The following is a 15,576-nucleotide window of genomic DNA, read 5'->3' as shown; positions in this document are numbered from 1 at the left end:
GGGCGGCGCATCGATGCGGGGCGCAGGCGCAACGCCGGCCGACAGCGATCGCGGCGCGATCGAGCCGCTGAAGAACTCATAGCGGCGCAAAGCGGCGAGTCGCGCAAGGCCGTCGAGGTCGCGACACACACCAAAGCCGCGATAGCCGGCGAAATTCCGGTTTCGGTCGAACACCGGCAGCCCGGACAATTCGACCGGCAGCCGGCCGCCGCCGTCGACCGGCCAGTTCAGCGTGATGCCGCTCCAGGTATCGTGGCTGGCGAACGCCTGCATTACGCGGCCTTCGGGATCGAGGCCGAAGCTCTCGGCGATGTCGCTCCACAGCCGGCCGAAGCCGGCCGCAGTGTGCAGGCCGATCAGGCGGGTGAATTCGTCGGAGCCGAGCGAGAAGCGGGCCTGGTGGTCCATCTGCCACATGAAGCGCAGCGGATGCCGCCGCACTGGCAACGGTTCGTCGAGCCAGGATGGCGGCGGCACCGGCGCCAGCGAAGCGGGCTCCGGTTCGGCGGTGGTCGGCGGAGCAGGCGCATGCGCAATCGCATAGGGCGAGGGTACGGGATCGGCGGGTGGCGCCGATGTTTCCGAAGCGGGCGCGTGTGCGGTCTCTTCGGGACCGGGCGTGGGCACAGGTGCAGGCGCTTCGACCTCCGCCTCAACGGGGACATCGATCAGCGCTTCCGATATTGGCTCCTCAACCGCGGCGGTTTCGTCAGGCGTGGTGTCGAGAGGCGTGGTCTCGACCGGGGCTGGCGCTTCCTGCCCGCGTTCTGCCGACGCGAGAGGTGGAGCAAGGTGCGCAGGCGCTTCGACCTCTGCCTCAGCGGGCGCCTCGATCAGCGCTTCCGATAGCGGCTCCTCAACGGCGGCGGTTTCGTCAGGCGTGGTATCGAGAGGCGTGGTCTCGACCGGGGCTGGCGCTTCGTGCGCGCGTTCTTCCGACGCGGGAGGTGGAGCAAGGGGCGCAGGCGCTTCGAGCTCTGCCTCAGCGGGCACCTCGATCAGCGCTTCCGATATCGGCTCCTCGACCGCGGCGGTTTCGTCGGGCCTGGTGTCGAATGCGGCAGTCTCGATGGGCGCGGTCTCTGCGTGCGTCTCCTCCGGCGCCGGAGATGGAGCATCGTCCGCAGGCTCGGATGCGATCGTGCTGACGACCGGCTCGATCGCGACCTGCTCTTCCGGCTGCAGATCCAACGCATCGAACAGCGTGAAGGTGGCCGGCACGTCGCTGACCGGCGGGGGGGGTTCTTCCTGCGCCGTTGGTTGCTCGACCGCGGCAGGTGCCGGCGGCGGCTCCACGGCTGCGGCCTCTTGCGGCGCTGCTGTGCCTGCCGGTGCTTCCGGGACAGCCGTCTTCGGCGCAATCGGCTCCGGCACGATCGGCGCTGCGGGTCTGGCGGCGAAATGCAGGGCGGGCTTGATCAATGCAATCAGCGCACGATCGGCGCCGCGGCCGATCCGCTGCAGCACGACGCGGCCGACTGCAACGCTCGCCGCCGCGCGGCCTTGCGCCAGCGCTTCGCCGCGCGCGGCATCGAGCCCGGCTTCGGTGAGATCGTGCAGGCCGGGCAGCGAACGCGCCGCCTCATTGGCTGCGATCAGAAGTCCGTCGCCGTTGAAGGCGGCGGCCGGACGCCCCAATCCTTGCACCAGTCGTTGCAAGCGCTCGGCGAGCGGCATGCAGCGGCCGCTGGCATTCAGCGAGGTCATCAGGATGCCGTGGCTGCCGTCTGGTAGCTCGATGCGCGCACAGCCGCAGGTCGCGAGCATGCCGGGCGCCGCGCCGAAGCCGCGCAGCCGCTCCAGCCGCACCGCGCCGTTGGCGGCGAGGTTGTAACCGAGCCGCGCGACCTGGCGGCGATGCGGATCGGCCGGACCGAAGGCGCGCTTCGCCAGCTCGGCGCCATTGGCGGCACCGAATACCAGCGCGCCGACCGGATTGGCCCAGAGAATCCGTGCGCCGTCGGCCGACCACAGCCATGCCGGCAGGGCGCCCGTCGCATGGTCCGCCAGCCTCACATCGCCGAGCGCCTGGATCTGGAATTCCGCGTCACTCATCACGCAAGACTTGACCGCATAGGTTTGGCTTTTTCCTCGCATTGCCGAAGCGCCGGCAGCCGCAGGACGACAGCCTTAACAGAAGGTTAGTATCGCAAGCGGGGAGCGGCAGGTCCATGTCCGCAGCGAAACCGCCCCCGCCAAAGGCGGGATAACGTTAACTGGGCTGAACGATCCACAGCCGATTGGCGTTGTCCGGCAGAGGCGGCTGCGACAGGTGTTGCGGAACCAGGGCGGCGCCGCGTCACACCTGCGATTGCAGTGCCGCGCTATATCGTGCCGCCTATTCTACCTTGTAGTCTACCCTGTATTCCACCTTGGGCCCGCAGGGCCAACCGGCGGGCCGATCACCAAGCGAGGGAGAGCGACCATGAGCGACAACGGGCGTGACCATTTCGAGATCCCCAAGTTCGAGATCCCCAAGGATATGCGGTCGATGGCGGAGGCGAGCTTCGATCAGGCGCGCAAGGCATTCGAGCAGTTCGTGACCAACGCGCGCGACACCGCCGGCAAGATCGAGGAGCGCAACGCCACGATGCGCGCCGGTGCCAAGGACCTGTCCACCAAGGCGCTGTCCTATGCCGAAAAGAACGTGCAGTCGTCGCTCGACTACGCGCAGTCGCTGCTCAAGGCCAAGGACCTCACCGAGGTGATGCGGCTGCAAAGCGAATATGTGCAAGGGCAGATGCGCGCGCTCGCCGAGCAGGCCAGCGAGATGGGCCAGGCCGTCAGCCGCGCCGCGATGGATGCGGTCAAGCCGAAGAGCTGACGGGGCCGCCGATCCGGGCCGGCTGTGGCCGGCCCGGGCGCGGTAAGACCATATTCCGTCACATAAAAATATGCGTTGCGCGCGATCTTACGTTGCGTTGCACAAAATTGACATGATATGGGTGTTTATTAGGCGGGCCCGACGAAGGGCACTCCCGTGAATCAAGGCAGCGTGATCCATTTCAGCGCTCCCGGCCTGCTGGCTCCGGGACGTCCGCAATGGTCACATCTACTCACCCGTTGCGAAGGATTACACGTATGACCAACCCGTCCGATCCGTTTTCCGCCTCGATCATCCCGTTCGAAGTTCCCGAGCAGGTCCGCGCGTTCGCCGAGAAGGGCGTGCTGCAGGCCCGCGACAGCTACGCCAAGTTCAAGGATGCTGCCGAGACCCACAACTCGACCGTCGAGGCCGTCTTCACCTCGATGAACAAGGGCGCCACCGCCTATTCGGCCAAGCTGATCGAGTTCTTCAAGGCGAACACCACCTCGTCGCTCGACTTCGCCCAGGAGCTGTTCAGCGTGAAGTCGCCGACCGAAGCGGTCGAGCTCTGGACCTCGCACGCCCGCAAGCAGTTCGAAACCTACACCGCGCAGGCCAAGGAACTGGCCGAGCTCGGCCAGAAGGTCGCCAGCGAAACCGCCGAGCCGATCAAGGCCAGCGCCTCGAAGTTCTATCAGCAGCCGGCTGCCTGATCGCGATCTGCTTGACATAGCGAAAGGCCCGGGCCTTGACGGTCCGGGCCTTTTTGCTGACGGGGGCCGTCAAGCGGCCCGAGATAAGACCGGAAATCGGCGCGTTAAGCGCTTGCCAAAGGCGGGCGTTGCACCTAGTTTCCGCCCGAAATCGCCGCCCCCTTTACGCGGGGCCGTGCGTCAGGATGCAGTTGTAGCTCAGTTGGTTAGAGCGCCTGTCTGTGGAACAGGAGGTCGGTGGTTCGAGCCCACCCAACTGTACCAGCGAAATCAATAACTTATTCCAGTCTAAGCGCGGAGCCAACGACCGTTAGCTACCATGTAGCTACCACGGCGACGGAAACGCAGTCTGGTTCTAAAAGCAGTCATTCGTAGTGACGGGCCACAGGTTCGAGTCCTCTTTGCGACATCAATCTACCGGATGAAATTGCTCCCGAGTCCTTGCGCGATTCGCGGTGTGATAGCGTGGGAACGCAAGCCAGTCCCAACGGTCCCGGCGACCGACGGCGAGCCAATTCCCTACGCCGTCGTACCGACTGATCGCGGCTGCCTCTCAAGGTCAGCGTTCACCCGGTTCGCAAGGCGCAATCGGTAGCGAGCCAAGACGGTTCATGGAAAAGCAAGCCAGGCGAAAAAGATCGTTGGTTTCTTCGAGCGTCTAAAGACAGAAGCATCTGCTGAGTGGCGGGCCTACACCGAGCATCCCTTCACGAACGGATTGGCAGACGGCTCGCTCCCCGAAGCGGCGTTTCGTCACTACCTCGTTCAGGACTACCTGTTCCTCATCGAGTTTGCCCGCGCCTACGCGCTCTCAGTCTACAAGTCGCCCAAACTTGCCGACATGCGTGAAGCAGCGGCCGGCCTTTCGGCCATCCTTGATGTCGAGATGAACCTGCACTTGAAGCTCTGTGCCGGTTGGGGTCTATCCCTGAGCGACCTTGAACAAACCCCTCCGGCGGCCGAGATGCTGGCCTATACACGCTACGTGCTCGACGCAGGAATGCGCGGCGATCTGCTGGCACTCAAGGTGGCGCTTGCCCCCTGCGTGATCGGGTACGCGGAGATCGGAACGCGGCTCGCCTCGCGACCCGATGCGGACGCTGCGACGAACCCCTATCGCGTTTGGATAGCCAACCGCCCTCGTCGTATCAACCAAGTTTTGCTTCATGGATGGTCGACACTTGCAACGCTGAGGTCGGCGTCCCTTCCGACCGACAGGAGGCAAGGAGAGGAAGACACGGCGAACAGTGGTCTCCGTCGCGAGCCCGAACTTCCCGATCACGTCGCGATCGCTAAGGAGACAACCGAGCCGACGCCGGCAGAGGAATTTGCCGTCGTTCTTGATGACGATGAGGACGCGGTTCGCCAGTCCCGACTTCTTCGTCAGCAGATGCGTGGCGTCGCTCGTCAGGTCGCCATGGATCCGAATGACGGTATGGAGCTCTGAGGCAATATGCGCGACCGGATGATTGTCTATTTCCCGACGGAGCTTCTGAAGCAGATATCGGATCTGGCCGATCGCAAGAAGCTTTCGCGGTCTGCGATCGTGGAAGCGGCAGTCGCTTCATTTCTGTCACCGGACGGATCGGACAGGCGGGAGGCGGCGTTCACTCGGCGCCTCGATCGGCTGTCGCGCCAGATGCAAAGACTGGAGCGGGACGTTGGTTTGACGGCCGAGACCTTGGCCCTCTTCACTCGCTTCTGGCTGACGATCACGCCGCCATTGCCCAACGACGCGCAAGCGGCCGCCGCAGTTGAAGGGCAGGGAGCGCTTTGAAGAATTCGTCGAAGCGCTCGGGCGCCGATTGCAAAAGGGGCAGAGCTTTCTGCGCGAGATTCCAGAAGATATCCGCCGTCAGGAGCCCGTCGGCGAAGCTGACTGAGTCACAGGACAAGCTATCGCGCCGGACCTTTCTTTTCCTACGCCAGCCAGCGACCGCAGCAATTTAGCCGAACTGACAAAAGGCTGGACGCGCTATCGGCTCGAAAAAGGGCCAGCATGCAAACTTCAACAGCATGGCGTCGAATTGCGCGCGTTTTTCTCCCTTTTGTCGCTGGATATTGTCTCTCGTATTTGTTTCGAACGATCAATGCTTGGATCGCCGGTCATCTCTGCTCGGATACAGGGCTTGGGACCGCCGACCTCGGGCTGCATACGTCAGTCTATTTCCTGATAATCGCAGGCCAGAAACTGCAGGACCGTCTTTCTAACGTGCAGATACGTAAGAGCATTCAAGGCGTTGTCGCTGCTTACGACCACGCCGTATTGGCCGTCGCAGCGGTAGCGGTCCCTCCGCCTTGAGGCGGCACTGAAAACGACTGAAACAACGTCATTCAGCTATAAAGATCGCTTGCTACCCAACGCCCCGAAATGAGCAGCCCCGAGACGGGGACGGCCAATCGGGGCAAGGCGGTGGCGTCAACGGAAATCACGATACGGGATGTCGCGGCCCAGGCCGGTTGCTCGATCGCGACCGTGAGCCGGGTCGTCACCGGCAATGGACCCGTCGGCGAGAAGATGCGCAGGCGCGTGGTCAAAGCCGCCTTGGAAGTCGGTTTTCCGCTCGCTCGCGCTTTCCCGCAGACTCGTCCCGTCATCAGCATCCTGGTTCCCTCCCTGACCAATCCGGTTTTCGCCGCCGCAGTTGCCGGGATCGAGCAACGCGCAAGGACCGCCGGGATGTTCACGATCCTCGGCCAGTCCAACTACGATCCTACGCAGGAAGAGGACATCGTCACGACGCTGATCGCCGAACGCCCCGTCGGCATGATCATGACGGTTTGCGATCCGGCGACCAGCCTGGCGCTCCAGCGGGTCCGCAATTCCGGGCTGCCAGCGGTGACCGTCTACAACGAAGACACGCCGGAGGACGTCGCGGCGGTCACGGTCGACAATCGCGGCGCCCTTCGCAGCATGACCGAGGACCTGATCGCAATCGGCCATCGCCGCATCGTCTTCCTCGCCGGGAAGTTCATCTCGTCCGACCGCTCGGCGCACCGGTACGAAGGTTATCGTGATGCCATGGCGGCAGCCCGGCTGACTGCCGCGCCGGCGATCGAGGTCGATTTCATCGACGCCACCAAGGATATCGAGCTCACCGAGGTTCTCGTCCAGTACCGGCCGACGGCGATCATGGCGTCAAACGATCTGCTGGCGTTTACAGTGATTGCGGGCCTGCGACGCGCCGGCCTGAGCGTTCCGGAGGACGTTTCAGTCACCGGCTTCGACGGGATCGACTTCGCCCGCCTGATCTCGCCCAGGCTTCACACAATCCAGCAGCCCTCCCAGGTGATGGGAGCGCTCGCGGCCTCGCTGCTGCTCGACATCGCTGCCGGACATAAGGCCCCGCAACGGCTGCGCCCGGATGTCATCGCCCTTCCGGGGGAGACGATCGCGCCGCCTCGGCGGGGCGAACCTTCATTTCCGCCGATTCCCTCCAGCAACAGAAAGGTTCGATCATGAAAACAAGCGTTCTCTTCCTTGGCCTTGCGGCCGCTGTCGGCATCTTCGCCCTCGCCCCGGTCCACGCGCAGGCCGAGGCCGCCATCTGCTACAACTGCCCGCCCGAATGGGCGAACTGGGGCCAGATGTTGAAGAACATCAAGTCCGATCTCAATATCAACATTCCCGGCGACAACAAGAATTCGGGCCAGGCCATCGCCCAGATCATCGCGGAGAAAGCAAGCCCAGTCGCCGACATCGCATATCTCGGCGTCAATGCCGGGATCTCCGCCGCCGCACAGGATCTGGTGGAGGCGTGGAAGCCCGAGCGGTTCAACGAAATCCCCGCAGGTCTCAAGGATTCCAACAGTCGCTGGTGGGCTGTGCATCAGGGCACGATCGGTCTCTTCGTCAATGTCGACGCGCTCGGCAACACGCCGGTACCGGCTTGCTGGGCCGACTTGAAGAAATCTGAATACAAGGGCCTCGTCGGCTATCTCGATCCGACCTCGGCGGCGGTCGGCTACGCGTCGGCGGTTGCCATCAACACCGCCCTTGGCGGCTCGTTCGACGACTTCACCCCGGCGGTCAAATATCTGAAGGACCTTGCCGGCAATGGCGCGATCGTCACCAAGCAGACCTCTTATGCGCGCACCGTATCGGGCGAGATTCCAATCCTGATGGATTACGATTTCAATGCCTATCGGGCCAAATACACCGAGCCCGGCAAATTCGTGTTTGTCCTGCCTTGCGAGGGCTCCGTCACCTTCCCTTATGTCATGACGCTCGTGAAGAACGCGCCGCACACGGACACCGCAAAGAAGGTTCTCGACTATCTGCTGTCCGACAAGGGCCAGCTTTTCTGGACCACGGCTTACCTCCGGCCCGTCCTTCCGGTCGAAATGCCGAAGGACATCGCCGACAAGTTTCTGCCGGCAAGCGAGTATCAGCGCGCCAAGGATGTCGACTGGGGTAAGGCTCAGGCAGCGCAGGCCGCCTTCTCACAGCGTTATCTGTCGGAAGTGCGCTGATCGCCCAAGCGCCGGGAAGGCTTTCGTCTTCCCGGCGCACCCCTCATCCGTGCCCGGAGGTTCCCTTGGACAGCAGACGCTTCGATTTATTTCTGATTCTGCCGCTGGCGATCTTCACGCTGGCCTTTCTGATCCTGCCGCTCGCCCGGCTGACCGTCGAGGCGGGCAGTGGACCGCAGGGGCTTGCAGGCTTCTTCGTCATTTTGACCGAGGCGCGCTTTCGCAACAGCCTGATCGTGACCCTCATCCTCGCCATCGCCACCACTGTGGCGACGTTGACGGTTGCGACCGTCGCCGCCCAGACGCTGGCCAACCGAAAATTCTCCGGACGCGGATTGCTGCTCTCGATGCTGACCTTTCCGCTCGCTTTTCCCGGCGTCGTGGTCGGTTTCATGATCATCCTGTTCGGCGGCCGTCTCGGTCTGGTCGGTAGCGTGTCGAAGAGTCTTTTTGGTGCGAATGTTGTCTTCGCCTACTCGCTGTTCGGACTGTTCCTCGGCTATCTCTACTTCTCGGTGCCCCGCGTTCTGCTGACGATCCTCGCGGCGGCGGAGAAGCTCGATCCCTCGTTGGTCGAGGCCGCGCGCTCGCTCGGGGCCAGCCCCCTCGCCATCCAACGTGACGTGGTTCTGCCGGCGCTGTTCCCGGCAATGTATACCGGCGGCGCGTTGTGCTTCGCCACGGCGATGGGCGCCTTCGGTACCGCCTTTACGCTCGCCACCGCCATCGATGTGACGCCGATGCTGATCTACACCGAGTTCACGCTCGCCACCAATGCCAGCATGGCCGCCGCAATCTCCATCGCGCTCGGGCTGGTCACCTGGGCAGCGCTCGCCATTGCCCGCAGCCGCGCCATGCGCGACACGAAGGGGGCCTGAGATGCGCCAATGGACCACTATCGCTGGCATCGCCATCACGGCTTTGCTCACCTTGTTTCTCGTCGTTCCGATCCTTCTTTCCGTCTATGCGGGCCTGACCGTAAATTACGCACGCGGCATCTCGGCCGGATTCACCTTCGAATGGGTCCGGCAGGTCTGGGATCTCTATGCCGATACGGTCTGGCGCAGTCTTGTGGTCGCTTTGCTCACGCTAGCGCTGACGCTGCTGATCGGCGTTCCCGGGGCCTATGCACTGGCGCGCAAGGGAGGCCGTTTCGCTCGTGCGGTCGAGGAAATCGTGACGCTTCCCGTCGCGGTGCCGGGCCTCGCACTCGCACTGGCGCTGATCCTCAGCTACGGCGGCTTCGGGACATTCCGGAAATCGACGCTGTTCGTCGTCATCGGCCATGTCCTCTTCACCTTGCCCTTCATGATGCGCTCGGTCATCGCCGTGCTCGATACGATCGACTGGCGCACCCTGGACGAAGGCGCGGCTAGCCTCGGTTCTCCGGCCTGGCGGCGCTTCGTCGACGTCATCCTCCCCAACGTCCGTCCGGGCATCGTCGCCGGTGCGCTCACCGTCGTGACGCTCTCGATCGGCGAATTCAACCTCACCTGGATGATGCACACGCCGATGACCAAGACCCTGCCTGTCGGGCTGGCCGACGCCTACGCCTCGATGCGGCTGGAAATCGCCTCGGCCTACACCATCGTCTTCCTGATCATGGTCATCCCGCTGCTGATCGGCGTGCAACTGATCGCCGGCCTCACCGAAAGACGGACAAAATCATGAACGCTCAAGCTCCAGTCAACGCAGTCCGCAGCGGCTCGTCCATCACGACGCGTCGCCTTAGCAAGACCTTCAACGGAATGACGGTGCTGCAACCCACCGACCTCGAAATCCCGGCTGGCCAGATCCTTGTCCTGCTCGGGCCGTCCGGCTGCGGCAAAACCACGCTGCTGCGTCTGATCGCGGGGCTGGAGAGGCCTGACGGTCACGACATGATCCGCTTCGACGGCGAGGACGTCAGTGGCGTTCCGATCGAGAAGCGCAATGTTGGGATGGTGTTCCAGTCCTACGCGCTGTTCCCTAACATGACCGTGGCCGAAAACGTCGCCTATGGCCTGAAGATCCGCAAGGTCGAGCGCACCAAACGCGAGGCCGAGACGCGCCGCCTTCTGGCCCTGGTGGGTCTGGAAGAATACGCCGACCGGCGCATTTCCGCAGTCTCAGGCGGCCAGCGCCAGCGCACCGCGCTGGCCCGCGCGCTGGCGATCAAGCCGCGCGTGCTGCTACTCGACGAGCCGCTGGCCGCGCTCGATGCCGTGCTGCGGGAGCGGCTGCGCGTCGAAATCGGCCTCCTGCTGCGCGAATTCGGCATCACCGCTGTCTATGTCACCCACGACCAGGCGGAGGCCATGGCCATCGGCGACCGCATCGCGGTGATGCAAAAGGGGCGGATTGCGCAGATCGACATGCCGCAGGAAATCTATCATCGGCCGGCGAACGATTTCGTTGCCGATTTCGTCGGCACCATGAACCGGATCGCCGGGCGCGTGGAAAACGGCGTGCTGACCATCCGCGCGGGCGAAACGATGGTACGGCTAAATGTCGGTGGCCCAGACCGGCCGACCACGCTGTGCTTCCGCCCGGAGGCGGTACGCCTGACGTCTGCAAGCGGGGCAGTCGTGGCTCGCATCGCCGCTGCGACCTTCTTTGGTGCGACACAGCGGCTTGTCGCCGAGGTCACCCCCGAATGCCGGCTGCAACTCGACCTGCCGTCCAGCCTTTCCTTCACCCCTGGCCAGATCATCCCCTTCGATATCGATCCTGCCGCCATTCTCGAGTTCAAGGCGAGGGCCTGATCCGATGCTGATCGCACAGATATCCGACCTGCATATCCGTCCGAAGGGTCAACTCGCCTATGGCGTGTCGGAGACTAATCTATTTGCCGAACATGCGATCCACGCGCTCCTGCGGCTCAATCCGCGGCCCGATTGCGTGCTGGTGACGGGTGACCTGACGGATTGCGGGCTGGAGGAGGAATACGCCATCGTCGCCGACCTCCTGTCGCGCCTGCCATTTCCAGCCTATGCAGTGCCGGGCAATCACGACCGGCGGGAGTCCTTCCGCGAAGCCTTCGCGGCAGGGCGCTACCTTCCGCAGAGCGGGCCGCTCAATTTTGCCGTCTGGTGCGGCCCAGTGCAGATCGTCGGTCTCGACAGCCTCGTGCCGGGGGAGAGTTACGGCGCGCTCGACGCCGAAACGGTTGGTTTTCTGGAGGAAACGCTGACGGCGTTTCCCGGTGCGCCCACCTTCGTCATGCTGCATCACCCGCCCTTCGACACTGGTATCGCGCATATGGATGCGGCGCGGCTCTTCGAGGGAGCCGAGGAGTTGCAGCGGATCGTCACCGCCAATGGCCAGGTCAAACGTATCCTGTGCGGGCATGTCCATCGCTCGATACAGCAGCTATTCGGCGGCACCCTGTGCCAGATTGCACCCTCGGTCGGCCATCAGGTGGCCCTCGACCTACGGCCCGGCGGACCATCCTGTTTCGTGCTGGAATCGCCCGAGTTCCTGTTGCATCAGGTCGACGCGGGCAGGGTCGTCACCCATACGGCGAAGGTGGACATGGCGCCGGGGCCTTTTCCGTTCGTTCTGCCGCCGGATTATCCCGGGCGAAAGCGGGATTCGTCTTTGCTTGCATCAGGTTCGGATGCCCTTGGCGCATAGCCCCCATGAGCAATGACCACGCGGCCTGATGGCTCGTTCGCTGCAAACGATATTTCCGGACCCTGAGTTTTCATCCACGGCGACCTGAGTCCTAGCTTTTGCTGCGCTTCTCAGCGCGGTGTGAGCAACAGGTCGGGCCGCACAGCTTTGAAGTCGCGCAGCGGATCGGTCGGTTGCGGTCAGGCTTGCCTCCATTCATGTCCTTCCAGACGAGGACCATAGAAATGCTGGCCACCGCCGCCGCGCTATCAAGCCCGGCCCGCACCGAACCGTGTTGGACCTGACTGCGCCGCTCGATCGCGCCGGCTTGACGCCTCCTTGACCACCTCGATGGGAGGGGGACACCGAATAGATGCCGTACCGCCGACTTCGGAACCAACCGATCGGACTTTGCTCGCAGATAGGGAACTGGCTGTCGAATAGTTCTGCCCGATTTCAAGAGATCGACCCTCAGCGCAGCCCGTGTCCGCGCACTCAACACCTCGGGGGCAACGGCCGCGAGGGCCAGCTTGAGACACTTTCGCAACTCAGGTCTTGCGCTGCCTATAGCCGAAGCACTGTCCCGTCGAGGCCGGGAAGAAGCAGTATCGAGTGTGCGCCATTTGCATCCACGTTGAGCTCAATATCGCAACGCGGGGAAACAGAGGTGGGCTTAGAGTAGGAACATTGCCCGCCATCGTCGTTCACGGTCCGATTGGGCGCGACGTTGTCGATGCGATTTCCCAAATGGCCATTGCACTGGGGCCGATGGCTCATCGGAGTCCCCAAAGAGCCTCTGACATCGCCTATCGCTCGCTACTCGATATATTCGAAGATTAGAGTCCGAGGACAGACTTTACAGATCCTGACCGCTGAAAGACCAGTCGAGACCGCTGCTCACGCCTGGCAAAGTCATGCAGCTTCCGCCGATGGACTAGATCGTCACGGTGGCGGGCGAGGCGCGAAGCGATCTCGCCAACAACCGATGCGTCGCACCACCAGAAGAACGCGGAAGCTAGAGCGGTTCACGGATATATTGAATCGGGAGGGATTCCCGATATTGCGCGAATATGATTCAAGATGCTGGCTGGGCTGGAGGCCAGCATCCGATGGTCCGACCGATTTCCAATGATCTGCGTAAGCGTGCGGTTGCCGCTGTCGCAAAGGGCGAGAGCTGCCGCTCGGTAGCGCTGCGGTTTGGGGTTGCGGTGTCGTCGGTTGTGAAGTGGTCGCAGCGTTATCGAGCGACCGGCTCGGTCGCACCCGGCAAGATGGGCGGCCATCGGAAGCCTGTCCTTGAGCCGCATCGCGCCTTCATCAAGGAACTGATCAGTCAGACGCCGCATTTGACGCTTCACGGTCTAAAGGACGAACTTGCCGCGCGCGGGGTCAAGGTCTCCCCCAATGCGGTTTGGCTGTTTCTGCGACGCGAAGGGCTACGGTTCAAAAAACGCTGCTCGCCCTCGAGCGAGCGCGTTCAGACATCGCGCGTAGACGCCAGCGCTGGCGTTCATGGCAGGCCAACCTTCGATCCCCAACGCCTGGTCTTTATCGACGAGACCTGGATTAAGACCAACATGGCCCCACTGCGCGGATGGGGGCCAAAAGGCGAGCGGGTGCGGAGCTTCACGCCACATGGTCATTGGCGGACGCTGACATTCCTTGGCGCCTTGCGCTGCGACCGCCTCACCGCACCTTGCCTGTTCGACGGCCCAATCAACGGCGAATGCTTCCGCGCCTATGTCCAGCAGGTTCTCGTTCCCCAGCTTCAGCCGGGCCATCGCCATCATGGACAATCTCGGCAGCCACAAGTCGGTTACCCTGCGCAGCTTGATTAAAGCCGCCGCCGCCAGGCTCTGGTACCTGCCGCCATACTCCCCCGATCTCAATCCGATCGAACAGACCTTCGCAAAGATCAAGCACTGGATGCGCTCCGCCCAGAAGCGCACGATCGACGACATTTGCCGCCATATCGGCGGCCTCATCACAACCAGCCAGCCCAACGAATGCAGCAACTACTTCGAAAACGCTGGATACGCTTCTATCAAAACGTGAAGCGCTCTAGCATGCTGATCGTCAACCCGCCGACCGCGAGCGTGAAGACACACGCCAATCCTATTGACCCGCAGTTTTGTCAATATCGCAGGCGCGCTTACGCGCTCGAACAACTTGCCAACCGCGCGCCGCTGGTGTGTCTCAAGAAAGACTCTCCATGATGCTTGGTTTCGTAGAGCGCGATCAGTAATCTCCGCGCTCAAGCGGCCGCGGTTGGTATTGCCTCAAGCTCAGTCGCTGACGTGATATGTCCCAGCGAATGCAACCCGAAGCGCACGCGATTGCGGCCGTCCGCCTTCGCCTGATACAGGGCAGCGTCGGCTTGTGCTAGCAACCGGTGCCATTCCTCGGGCCCGCGGCGTCCGCGCGCCACGCCGAAACTCGCGGTCACCTTCAGAGCCTCGCCGGCTGGCGTCACGAACGAGTGCTCCTGCAGTGCTATTCTAACCTTCCGGGCTACAGATATTGCAACCGAAAGGTCGCCCGCTGGCAGCAGGACAGCAAATTCTTCGCCACCGAAGCGCGCGACAATGTCGGTTGTGCGCACGGACCCTCGCAGTAGCTCTGCGGCTTGAGCCAGAACGCGATCGCCGGCGGGGTGACCGTAGTTATCGTTGATCGACTTGAAGTGATCGATGTCCATGAGAATCAGAGCAATGTGATCATCTTCGGGCGTGTTCTCCTCACCAAGGCGTTCGACGATGCGATCCAGTGCGCGTCGGTTCAGGAGTGATGTAAGGCCATCCGTCTCTGCCAAGACCTTCAATTGGTTCATTATGATGGCGCGTTCGCCGAGCTTTCACGCGATCGCACCCCGTCCGCGGTTAGGACAGCGCCCGTAACTATGCTCGCAGCGGGGCTGGCGAGAAATACCACGGCGTTCGCGACTTCGTGCGGCTCCGCGATTGTGATTCTTGCCGCGACGCTGAATGCAGTCCCATCGATTCCGGCGATTGGTCTTGTGCTCGTTCTTTCCGTGGACTGGTTCATCGGCATGGCCCGCGCCGTCGGCAACCTCGTCGGCAATTGTATTGCAACTGTTGTTGTCGCAGCTTGGGAAGGTGATTTTGACAAAACCCAGGCTGCCAAGGTGCTCAACGAAAGCCATGATCTCGTCGATGTTACCGCGTGATCAAAGTTTCTATGACGGCTCTCAGATAGCCATCGGGGGCCGTCATGATGCGCAACCAAAGGGATCTGTACATCCCATGAATAGGTCGCCCTCAAAATTCAAACGGCATAGTCGCATTCCCTGCGATCGTATGACGAACAGTCGGGCGGACTGGTGCGTCAGATGCGCCATGACAGAAGATCATCTCGCAAGATCGCCGCGCGGGAAGTCCCAGAAATAAATGATACTATTCGCGATCATCGATCGTCGACGAAGCTCGCATTAACACCTCTACCGGATCGTCCCGTACTGCGCGGCACGAAGCGTCGCTGGCGATTGCCGGTCTGCTTGGACTGTGGCGGTGTTGGCAATCCTTGGCTCGCGCAACACAATGGCGCGTTCTCTGCGCATCGGTGAAGATGATCGTCGCTCGCTTGTTGACGGTTGATCGCGCGGTACAACCCGATGATCGAAACGTCATGCGTCGAGAAGTTGAATAGTTGGACTATGTCGAGAGTTCCGGACTAGGCCAGATAATCCTTCCGACTTTTGGAACATACTTCGCAAGCCGCGGGGCAGACGTGGCATCTAGTCCTTCCGCTTGTTGCAGTGAGGGCAGGTTCGGCGACCAGGTCATCCGCGCGGCCTTATTCCGTGTCGTTGACCGCAAATGGCTGTGACTCAAGCCCGCGTGCCTCCCTTGATCGGCTTTACTTTCTTAGGATCTATCCAGTGGTCGATCCGATCAGCCCAATGCTGCATTGCGCGAGCCGATCAGCGCGAGCGGTCCGTGCTTCTTGTGCAGGCCTTCCACAGTAGAGTTG

General features: G+C 62.5%; 11 protein-coding genes, 1 tRNA gene and 6 pseudogenes. 15 read left to right on the top strand and 3 right to left on the bottom strand.

Going from position 1 to position 15,576, the window contains the following annotated elements; all coding sequences use genetic code 11:
* Positions 1-2,055: pseudogene (locus AC628_RS29970) on the bottom strand (hypothetical protein); the annotation flags it as partial.
* Between the two features lie 370 nt (positions 2,056-2,425).
* Here AC628_RS29970 and AC628_RS29965 point away from each other — a divergent pair.
* The 14 genes and pseudogenes from AC628_RS29965 to AC628_RS44325 all read left to right on the top strand — a co-directional run bounded on the left by AC628_RS29965 (position 2,426) and on the right by AC628_RS44325 (position 13,802).
* Positions 2,426-2,824, top strand: a complete 399-nt coding sequence (locus AC628_RS29965; RefSeq protein ID WP_074130369.1) for a phasin family protein — start codon at positions 2,426-2,428, stop codon at positions 2,822-2,824.
* 257 nt (positions 2,825-3,081) lie between these two features.
* Positions 3,082-3,519 (top strand): phasin, encoded by a 438-nt coding sequence (locus AC628_RS29960; protein ID WP_074130367.1) that lies wholly within the window; start codon positions 3,082-3,084, stop codon positions 3,517-3,519.
* Positions 3,520-3,706: 187 nt separating this feature from the next.
* Positions 3,707-3,783, top strand: a tRNA-His gene (locus tag AC628_RS29955).
* Between the two features lie 373 nt (positions 3,784-4,156).
* Positions 4,157-4,651 (top strand): annotated as a pseudogene (locus AC628_RS29950) (TenA family protein); the annotation flags it as partial.
* 36 nt (positions 4,652-4,687) lie between these two features.
* A pseudogene (locus tag AC628_RS46025) lies at positions 4,688-4,966 on the top strand (conjugal transfer protein TraG); the annotation flags it as partial.
* A gap of 6 nt (positions 4,967-4,972) precedes the next feature.
* Positions 4,973-5,402: pseudogene (locus AC628_RS29945) on the top strand (CopG family transcriptional regulator).
* 488 nt (positions 5,403-5,890) lie between these two features.
* Positions 5,891-6,982 carry a substrate-binding domain-containing protein gene (locus tag AC628_RS29940; protein WP_245321392.1) on the top strand — a complete coding sequence of 364 codons (1,092 nt, stop codon included), beginning with the start codon at positions 5,891-5,893 and terminating at the stop codon, positions 6,980-6,982.
* Positions 6,979-7,992, top strand: coding sequence for an extracellular solute-binding protein (locus AC628_RS29935; protein WP_074130365.1), 1,014 nt, complete (start codon positions 6,979-6,981; stop codon positions 7,990-7,992). The genes AC628_RS29940 and AC628_RS29935 overlap by 4 nt, the downstream gene beginning before the upstream one ends.
* A gap of 65 nt (positions 7,993-8,057) precedes the next feature.
* Positions 8,058-8,870 (top strand): ABC transporter permease subunit, encoded by an 813-nt coding sequence (locus tag AC628_RS29930; RefSeq protein WP_074130364.1) that lies wholly within the window; start codon positions 8,058-8,060, stop codon positions 8,868-8,870.
* A 1-nt stretch (position 8,871) separates the two neighbouring features.
* Positions 8,872-9,663 (top strand): ABC transporter permease, encoded by a 792-nt coding sequence (locus tag AC628_RS29925; RefSeq protein ID WP_074130362.1) that lies wholly within the window; start codon positions 8,872-8,874, stop codon positions 9,661-9,663.
* A complete protein-coding gene (locus AC628_RS29920; RefSeq protein ID WP_074130361.1) occupies positions 9,660-10,736 on the top strand; it encodes an ABC transporter ATP-binding protein in 1,077 nt (358 codons plus the stop codon). The genes AC628_RS29925 and AC628_RS29920 overlap by 4 nt, the downstream gene beginning before the upstream one ends.
* A 4-nt stretch (positions 10,737-10,740) precedes the next feature.
* A complete protein-coding gene (locus tag AC628_RS29915) occupies positions 10,741-11,607 on the top strand; it encodes a phosphodiesterase (protein WP_074130359.1) in 867 nt (288 codons plus the stop codon).
* A 1,049-nt stretch (positions 11,608-12,656) separates the two neighbouring features.
* A pseudogene (locus tag AC628_RS42255) lies at positions 12,657-13,641 on the top strand (IS630 family transposase).
* 11 nt (positions 13,642-13,652) lie between these two features.
* On the top strand, positions 13,653-13,802 hold the full coding sequence (locus tag AC628_RS44325) for a hypothetical protein (RefSeq protein WP_168193474.1): 150 nt from the start codon (positions 13,653-13,655) through the stop codon (positions 13,800-13,802).
* Positions 13,803-13,840: 38 nt separating this feature from the next.
* Here AC628_RS44325 and AC628_RS29900 read toward each other — a convergent pair whose 3' ends face one another.
* Positions 13,841-14,416 carry a GGDEF domain-containing protein gene (locus tag AC628_RS29900; protein WP_074130357.1) on the bottom strand — a complete coding sequence of 192 codons (576 nt, stop codon included), beginning with the start codon at positions 14,414-14,416 and terminating at the stop codon, positions 13,841-13,843.
* Positions 14,416-14,631, bottom strand: a complete 216-nt coding sequence (locus AC628_RS46210; protein WP_502689790.1) for an SDR family oxidoreductase — start codon at positions 14,629-14,631, stop codon at positions 14,416-14,418. Before AC628_RS46210 ends, AC628_RS29900 begins: the two co-directional genes overlap by 1 nt.
* On the opposite strand from AC628_RS46210, the pseudogene AC628_RS29890 reads away from it, so the two are divergent.
* Positions 14,537-14,773: pseudogene (locus AC628_RS29890) on the top strand (cation:dicarboxylate symporter family transporter); the annotation flags it as partial. The gene AC628_RS46210 and the pseudogene AC628_RS29890 sit on opposite strands and share 95 nt — an antisense overlap.
* Positions 14,774-15,576 lie beyond the last annotated feature (803 nt).

This window comes from Bradyrhizobium sp. NAS96.2, from assembly GCF_001908235.1.
Lineage (GTDB): Bacteria > Pseudomonadota > Alphaproteobacteria > Rhizobiales > Xanthobacteraceae > Bradyrhizobium.
This window is presented reverse-complemented; position numbering and strand designations above follow the sequence as displayed.